We start from the raw sequence: 7,560 nt of genomic DNA on the forward strand, positions 1-7,560 counted from the left end.
TTGTACAATTGGTACCGATACGTAATTATTTCACGAGACGTACAAGCTTAGAGATGAGGGCTGAATGGGATTTTACAGCATAGGCGATGTCGCCGAACGATGTGGTATCAACCCTGTCACCCTACGAGCCTGGCAACGTCGCTATGGGTTGTTGAAACCCCAAAGAAGTGAAGGTGGGCATCGCCAGTTTGACGAGGAGGACATCCAGCGTATCGAAGAGATAAAACGCTGGATTAAGAACGGCGTACCGGTGGGCAAAGTGAAAGCCCTGCTGGAACAAAGTAAGGTCACGGCCCACGACGACTGGTTGACGCTGCAGGAAGAAATGATGGCGGCGCTTCGCTTTGCGCATCCCGCCAAACTGCGGGCTAAAATCCGCGCTCTGAGCCGCGAACACGCTTCTGGCGACCTGATCGACCACGTTTTTATCCCCGTCCGCCAGCGCATCAGCCTCGATCAAAATACCGCGCGCATCATGTGTAGCCTGCTTGACGGTGTTCTGATTGAGTTTGTCTGTTCCTGCCTCGCCGAAGCGCGTAAAAAAGCAGGGAAAGATGCACTGCTTATCGGCTGGGATACCGAAGACCGCACCCGTCTCTGGCTTGAAGCCTGGCGTCTGTCTCAGCAAGGCTGGCATATTGCCGTGCTCGCTGAACCCCAGGAATCTCCTCGCCCGGAGCTGTTTCCCGGACAGCAGCTGATTGTCTGGACCGGCATCACGCCAACCCGTCGGCAACAGGAGCTATTACAGCACTGGCGCGAGCAAGGTTATTCCCTGATTTTTCACCATGTATGATTTACCGGTGGCAGACTGCCGACGGTAAATTACTCCTCAGTCATCTGCGCATACTCTTCACTGAGAAAATCCACCAGCGCCCGCACGGCTGGCAATAGCCCTCTGCGTGAAGGAAATACCGCGTGAATCACCTCGCGTTTCGGCTCCCAGTCGTCCAGTACACGAACCAGCGTGCCAGCTGCCAACTGCTCTCGGGCCATCAGGATCGGCAGTTGCACTACGCCAACCCCCGCAACAGCGGCTTCGCGCAGCGCCAGCATATCGCCAGTAATCAGGCGCGGCGTGAAATGGACCTCCGCTTTTGCTCCTTCCGGCCCACCGAGTAACCACTTATGAACATGCTTTCCGGCCGCCATACTCAGCCCCGGCCAGCGGCTGAGCTCATCCGGCGAGCGGGGTTTACCCAAGGACGCCACCAGCGACGGGCTAGCCACCAGGCAGTGTCCGCGATCGGCCAGCACACGCATGACCAGATCGCTATCGTCAAAAGGCCTGGGTCGAACGCGAATCGCCACATCGATGCCCTCCGCCACGAGATCAACCCGCCGATTGGTGGCTTCAAGCTGAATCTGTATGCCGGGATAGCGCATCATAAAGCGCGCCAGCATCGGACCGACGTGAACATGCAGCAGTGTAACCGGACAGGTCAACCTGACGCTGCCGCGCGGTTCAGCCTGTAGCACCGCAATTGCCTCCTGTGCCGCCTCTGCTTCAATCAGCATCGCTTTACAGTGCTGATAAAAGGTCTGGCCGACCTCGGTCACCGTAAACTGCCGGGTCGTGCGATGAATCAAACGTACGCCGAGCTGTTCTTCCAGCTGGGCAATACGGCGACTGAGTTTCGATTTGGGGATATCCAGCGCCCTACCCGCCGCCGCGAAACCGCCGTGATCGACCACGCGGACAAACCACGCGAAATCATTGAGATCCTGCATATCCACTCCATTGTTCTATTTTTGCAACAGTGTAGGCCATTTTTGCCATCTACCGGGAATTTAATCCTGAATATAAGCTAATCCACATCAACGCTCACTCCCCAGGAGAAACAGATGAAAAAGATTACAGGTGTTTATACCGCGCCACGTCCGCACTGGGTGGGCGATGGCTTCCCGGTACGTTCGCTCTTTTCGTATCAGTCGCACGGCGAAAGCCTGAGCCCATTTTTACTGCTCGACTACGCCGGGCCGCACAGCTTCCCGGCAGATGGCGCAAAGCGCGGCGTCGGCGAGCATCCGCACCGTGGTTTTGAGACGGTCACTATCGTCTACGCCGGCGAAGTGGAACACCGTGACTCCACCGGTAAAGGCGGGGTTATTGGCCCAGGCGACGTACAGTGGATGACGGCAGGCGCGGGAATTCTGCATCAGGAGTTTCACTCGGCGGCGTTTGCCAATCGCGGTGGCGAACTGAAGATGATTCAGCTGTGGGTCAACCTGCCGGCAAAAGACAAAATGACTGCGCCGGGCTATCAGAGCATTGAAGCCGCAGCCATTCCTGTGGTCGATTTGCCAGACGACAGCGGATCGCTGCGGGCGATCGCCGGACGTTACGCCGACGCCACGGGTCCGGCCCGCACCTTCTCAGCGCTTAACGTCTGGGATATGCAGCTTAAACAAAATAAAGAGACCACCTTCACGCAGCCCGATGGCTGGAGCACCGCGCTGGTGGTACTGGAAGGCAGCGTCACGGTCAACGGTGAAAGCACCGTGCAGGAAGCGCAACTGGTGGTATTCAGCCATCAGGGTGAACGTGTGCATCTGCACGCCAACAGCGATGCGAAAGTGCTGGTACTCGCTGGCGAACCTATTAATGAACCGATTGTTGGTTACGGCCCTTTCGTAATGAACAGTCAAACCGAAATCGCTGAAGCTGTACGCGATTTTAACTCCGGCCGCTTTGGTCAAATATAAACAACAGAGGTGAAAGGAATGTCTACTCCCGCTAATTTCAACGGTGCACGTCCGGTTATTGATGTGAATGATACCGCAATGCTGTTAATTGACCATCAAAGCGGTCTGTTCCAAACGGTTGGCGATATGCCAATGCCTGAGCTGCGCGCACGTGCCGCGGCGCTGGCGAAGATGGCGACGCTTGCCGGGCTGCCGGTGATCACCACCGCTTCCGTACCACAAGGGCCAAATGGCCCCTTGATTCCGGAAATTCATGAAAACGCGCCGCATGCGCAATACATCGCGCGTAAAGGCGAAATCAACGCCTGGGATAACCCGGAGTTCGTCGCAGCGGTAAAAGCGACCGGCCGTAAAACGTTGATTATCGCCGGCACCATCACCAGCGTCTGCATGGCGTTCCCGGCGATTGCCGCCGTCGCTGACGGTTATAAGGTGTTTGCGGTGATCGATGCCTCCGGCACCTACAGCAAAATGGCGCAGGAAATCACGCTCGCCCGTGTGGTCCAGGCCGGTGTCGTACCGATGGATACCGCAGCCGTCGCTTCCGAGCTGCAGCGGACCTGGAACCGTCCGGACGCCGCCGAATGGGCCGAGATTTACACCAAAGTCTTCCCGGCCTATCAGCTGCTTATCGAAAGCTACACGAAAGCGCAGGATGTGGTGAAGAATAGCGAACAGCTTGATTCCCAGCGCTAATCGCCACTCCCCCGCTGTTTTTCGCGGGGGAGTGCTCAATGCTTAACCGAACGGAAAAGAATGCATAAATTATGCTTGACCGTTTCAGGTCAACTCCCTATAGTAGCGCCCCGTTGACCACCTACGGTGAGCAGCGAAACAATATGGTGAGGTGTCCGAGTGGCTGAAGGAGCACGCCTGGAAAGTGTGTATACGGCAACGTATCGGGGGTTCGAATCCCCCCCTCACCGCCATATTTTAAGAAGAGCTCGTACGAAAGTACGGGCTTTTTTTTTTCGCATGTTGCACGCCTGCAGGGGGATGAGAACCCCCGACCGGGGTTCGACAACTGGCGAAAGCCAGTTGGACAGACCGGGCGCGCAGCGAACGGGCTGCCCCGAAGGGGCGAGCGAAGCGAGTCAATCCCCCCTCACCGCCATTTTTAAGAATGAGCTCGTACGCAAGTACGGGCTTTTTTTTCGCATGTTGCACGCCTTCCCACTCCATATCTAAAGAAGCATTCATCTACAACGACCGTTTTTTTGGCCTTATTCCCCATCTCCCGCGCAATTTGTTACAAAACACAAGGAATGACACATTTCCAGGAGGGATGGTACATTTTTTGCCTGTCATGCCAGTAACCGCTCCGTATCATTAGGCGGCTTATACACTGGGTACCGTTCATGACATTTCGAGATTATGAAGCGGAGAGAAAACTCTTTCTGCGTCGCGCGCTAGTGGCCTTTGGCCTGGTCGTCATCTGCTTTAGCATATTGATTTTCAACCTGTATCATCTCCAGGTTGATGAACACGACTACTACACCACCCGTTCGGACGCCAACGACATCAAAATGCTGCCGGTCGCGCCGACGCGCGGCATCATCTACGATCGCAACGGTATTCCGCTGGTCAAAAACGTGACCTGGTATGATATTTCTGTTACGCCCTATAAAGTCAGTAATATGGATGCCCTGCTGCGCCAGTTGACGCCCCTTGTCGACCTGACGCCAGATGATATCGAGCAATTCCACAAGGCATTAAAATCGAGCAGCCGCTATCGCCCGGTAGTGCTGAAAAACGCGCTGACCGACGTCGAAATTGCCCGTTTCTCCGTGAATCAGTTCCGTTTCAGCGGCGTGACCATAGACAGTTATGAGGACCGTCAGTATCCGTATGGTGCCGAATTAGCGCACGTGCTGGGCTACGTGTCGAAAATCAACGATACCGATCTCAAAACGCTGGATAAAGAAGGGATTGCCGAGAACTATGCCGCCGACCACAACATTGGTAAGCAGGGTATCGAGCGTTATTACGAAAACGAGCTGCACGGAAAAACCGGCTATCAGGAAGTGGAAGTGGATAACCACGGGCGTATCGTTCGTCTGTTAAAAGACGTGCCGCCGGTGGCGGGTAAAGATATTCACCTCACGCTGGATCTGCATCTACAAGAGTATATTGAGAGCCTGCTGGTTGGCCAACGCGCCGCCGTACTGGTGGAGGATCCGCACGACGGCTCCGTGTTGGCGATGGTCTCTAACCCAAGCTATGACCCCAACCCCTTCGTCAAAGGTATCAGCTATCAGGACTACAACACGCTGTTGCAGGATAAGGATCTGCCGCTGATTAACCGCGTGACCCAAGGGTTGTACCCGCCCGCCTCAACCGTCAAACCTTATATGGCGATGTCGGCGCTGCTCGACGGCGTAATTAGCCCACAAACCAGCTTCTTCGGCGCGCCGACCTGGACCCTGCCGGGGACTCAGCGCCATTACCGCGACTGGAAGAAAACCGGTCACGGTATGCTCGACGTGACCAAAGCGATTGAAGAGTCTGCCGACACCTTCTTTTATCAGGTGGCGTATATGATGGGTATCGACCGCATTCATAATATGCTCAGCCAGTTCGGCTACGGCAAGCCCACCGGCATCGATCTTGATGAAGAGTACAACGGTCTGTTGCCTAGCCGCAGCTGGAAAGAGCGGGTGCATAAAAAAGCGTGGTATCAGGGGGATACGATCTCAGTCGGCATCGGGCAGGGCTACTGGATAGCCACGCCAATTCAAATGGTGAAAGCGATGGTGGCGCTGCTCAATAATGGTCGCGTCATTCCCCCTCACCTGCTGAAGGATGAGGAGTCCGGCAACACGGTGACACCCTATCGGGAACCCAAAAATGAAACGCAGATTGCCAGCGCCTCTTCACCTTACTGGAATCTGGTACGCCAGGCGATGTTCGGCATGGCGAATGCACCCAACGGCACCGGCTACAAATTCTTCCACACCGCGCCGTACGGTATTGCGGCTAAAAGCGGCACCTCTCAGGTATTCAGCCTGAAGGAGAACCAGACCTATAACGCGAAGATGATTCCAACGCGCCTGCGCGACCATATTTTTTATACCGCCTTTGCGCCGTATAAAAATCCACAGGTGGCCGTGGCGCTGGTGCTGGAAAATGGGGGGAGTGACGGCGTGGTCGCGGCGCCGGTAATGCGCCAAATCCTCGACCATCTTTTTGCCCCCCAGAACGGTCAGCCGCAGCCGCCGTCCCAGGGGTAAGAGGCATGAACGTCGGGTGCCTTAGCGCCCGGCGGAAACCGCTTCCACAACAACAGGGGCGTCGTCGTTTTTAAACAGCGGACTATTGCCCCAGCACTCTTCGTAGCGGTGCCCTACCAGATCTTCCACCACCGCACGGACTTCCGGGGTGATATCCTCAAGCTTGCCGCCTGCTTTAATACGCGCGACTTCCTGCAACACCACTTTGTGCGTTTCGCGATCCAGCTTCATCTGTTTACTGAAGACAATCGCCATCAGCGCCAGCAACGCTACACCGCCGCAGAACACCACCGCAATCGCGTTAACTGCACTTTCCGGCTGCACGTGGGCTTTTGACTGGAAGCCGTAGTAACTGAGGATGGCCCCCATCACAAACACGATAATCGAACGCAGAATCTTGCCGGAGAAGGTCATCGCGCCGGCATAGATGCCCTCACGGCGACGGCCAGTATAGACTTCATCAACGTCCGCGAGGAAGGTGTAAACGGTCCACGGAATGTAGTACACGCCGCCGGTCCCCAGGCCGAAAATGATCGTGATGCCGAACATCAGAATGGTCGCCAGATGCACCGGCAGATGGAAGAACCACAGCGAGGTATAGAGCAACACGGCGAAGATAACGATGCTCAACGCAATAATGTACGGCTTGCTGAAGCCTTTTTTCACGCACAGGCCGATAAACAGCGCCGTAGAGATCAGCTGCAGAATAGAGTTAAGGCTGTTCAGCCCGGCAACCATCGCCGGATCGTGCTGGAGAACGAAAATAACAAAGTAGGTAAAAATGGAGGCAAACAGCCACTCGGCGCCAAAGCCGCACAGGTACATGCCCAGATGCTTACGGAATACGCGCAGATAGAAGGTTGAGCGCATATCTTTCGCCAACGACAGCAGCGTATTCAGCAAACCGGTTTTCGCCTGCACTTCCGTCTCTTCTTCGCGCGGACGTTCCCAGCTGTTGTACCACAGGCAGGCCACCGCCGCGATCAGGATAACGCCGTAGGTTAAGCCAGTCAGGAAGAACGGGGTCGCTGAATCTTTGCCGTACAGCAGAATGAACTGCCCCGGAATAAAGGCGGCGAGGAAGTTGGCCAGTTTGCCGAAAATCGCTTTATAGCCTGTCAGCTTCGAGCGCAGCGCGAAGTCGTCGGTCATTTCGGTGGCTAATGTTTCATACGGCACCATGACGGAGGTATAAATAATCTCGAACATCACATAGGTGCACAGGTAGTACCAGAAACTCAGCCCTTCCACCCACAGCAACGGGTAGAACATCATCAGCGGAATGCCGATCAGCAGGAAGAAGCGGCGGCGGCCAAAGCGCTTACCGAGGCGCGTTTTGCCGAAGTTATCGGTGAGGTAACCCATCAGTGGGTTACTGATGGCGTCAATGACGCTGGCGACGGAGAAAATAAACGCGGCTTCGATTAACGTCAGTCCGCAGAAGGTGGTGTAGAAGTACAACAGCCACGCGCCGCTGATCGCCAGCGCGCCGCTACCTAAGAGGTTTCCGCCTCCGTATGCCAATTGATGGCGCAGATTGACAGGTCTTCCCTGCAGCCCGTGGGGGGCTGAAGCCGTATTTCTTGCCATGAAAAATAAACCTCGTGTTTTATTATTTTGAAAC

Annotated in this window: 6 protein-coding genes and 1 tRNA gene; 5 read left to right on the plus strand and 2 right to left on the minus strand. The window is 55.4% G+C overall.

The genetic code is table 11. From position 1 onward, the window contains the following. The first annotated feature begins 64 nt into the window (after positions 1–64). Complete coding sequence (locus tag NNN71_RS22650) at positions 65–796, plus strand: MerR family transcriptional regulator (RefSeq protein WP_167575561.1); 732 nt, start codon at positions 65–67, stop codon at positions 794–796. A 29-nt stretch (positions 797–825) separates the two neighbouring features. Here NNN71_RS22650 and NNN71_RS22655 read toward each other — a convergent pair whose 3' ends face one another. Then, positions 826–1,731: a LysR family transcriptional regulator gene (locus NNN71_RS22655; RefSeq protein ID WP_271459392.1), complete on the minus strand. Its 906-nt coding sequence runs from the start codon at positions 1,729–1,731 to the stop codon at positions 826–828. Positions 1,732–1,845: 114 nt separating this feature from the next. On the opposite strand from NNN71_RS22655, the gene NNN71_RS22660 reads away from it, so the two are divergent. The 4 genes from NNN71_RS22660 to mrdA all read left to right on the plus strand — a co-directional run bounded on the left by NNN71_RS22660 (position 1,846) and on the right by mrdA (position 5,936). Beyond that, entirely contained in the window at positions 1,846–2,706 is an 861-nt protein-coding gene (locus NNN71_RS22660; protein ID WP_167575559.1) for a pirin family protein, read from the plus strand. 18 nt (positions 2,707–2,724) lie between these two features. Then, entirely contained in the window at positions 2,725–3,402 is a 678-nt protein-coding gene (locus NNN71_RS22665) for an isochorismatase family protein (RefSeq protein WP_163447956.1), read from the plus strand. A 145-nt stretch (positions 3,403–3,547) separates the two neighbouring features. Continuing rightward, a tRNA-Ser gene (locus tag NNN71_RS22670) sits at positions 3,548–3,635 on the plus strand. Between the two features lie 429 nt (positions 3,636–4,064). Continuing rightward, entirely contained in the window at positions 4,065–5,936 is a 1,872-nt protein-coding gene (gene mrdA, locus NNN71_RS22675) for a penicillin-binding protein 2 (RefSeq protein ID WP_163449510.1), read from the plus strand. A gap of 21 nt (positions 5,937–5,957) precedes the next feature. On the opposite strand, the gene NNN71_RS22680 is transcribed toward mrdA, so the two are convergent. Beyond that, a complete protein-coding gene (locus tag NNN71_RS22680; RefSeq protein ID WP_167575558.1) occupies positions 5,958–7,526 on the minus strand; it encodes an MFS transporter in 1,569 nt (522 codons plus the stop codon). Positions 7,527–7,560: the final 34 nt, after the last annotated feature.

Origin of the sequence: Kluyvera sp. Awk 3 (assembly GCF_028069715.1) — a bacterium.
Taxonomy (GTDB): Bacteria; Pseudomonadota; Gammaproteobacteria; order Enterobacterales; family Enterobacteriaceae; genus Kluyvera; species Kluyvera georgiana_A.

What these genes read in the sequence shown, in the direction of transcription:
- NNN71_RS22650 (WP_167575561.1), top strand. Translation starts at nt 65, where the DNA reads ATGGGATTTTACAGCATAGGCGATGTCGCCGAACGATGTGGTATCAAC.
- NNN71_RS22655 (WP_271459392.1), bottom strand. Translation starts at nt 1,731, where the DNA reads ATGCAGGATCTCAATGATTTCGCGTGGTTTGTCCGCGTGGTCGATCAC.
- NNN71_RS22660 (WP_167575559.1), top strand. Translation starts at nt 1,846, where the DNA reads ATGAAAAAGATTACAGGTGTTTATACCGCGCCACGTCCGCACTGGGTG.
- NNN71_RS22665 (WP_163447956.1), top strand. Translation starts at nt 2,725, where the DNA reads ATGTCTACTCCCGCTAATTTCAACGGTGCACGTCCGGTTATTGATGTG.
- mrdA (WP_163449510.1), top strand. Translation starts at nt 4,065, where the DNA reads ATGACATTTCGAGATTATGAAGCGGAGAGAAAACTCTTTCTGCGTCGC.
- NNN71_RS22680 (WP_167575558.1), bottom strand. Translation starts at nt 7,526, where the DNA reads ATGGCAAGAAATACGGCTTCAGCCCCCCACGGGCTGCAGGGAAGACCT.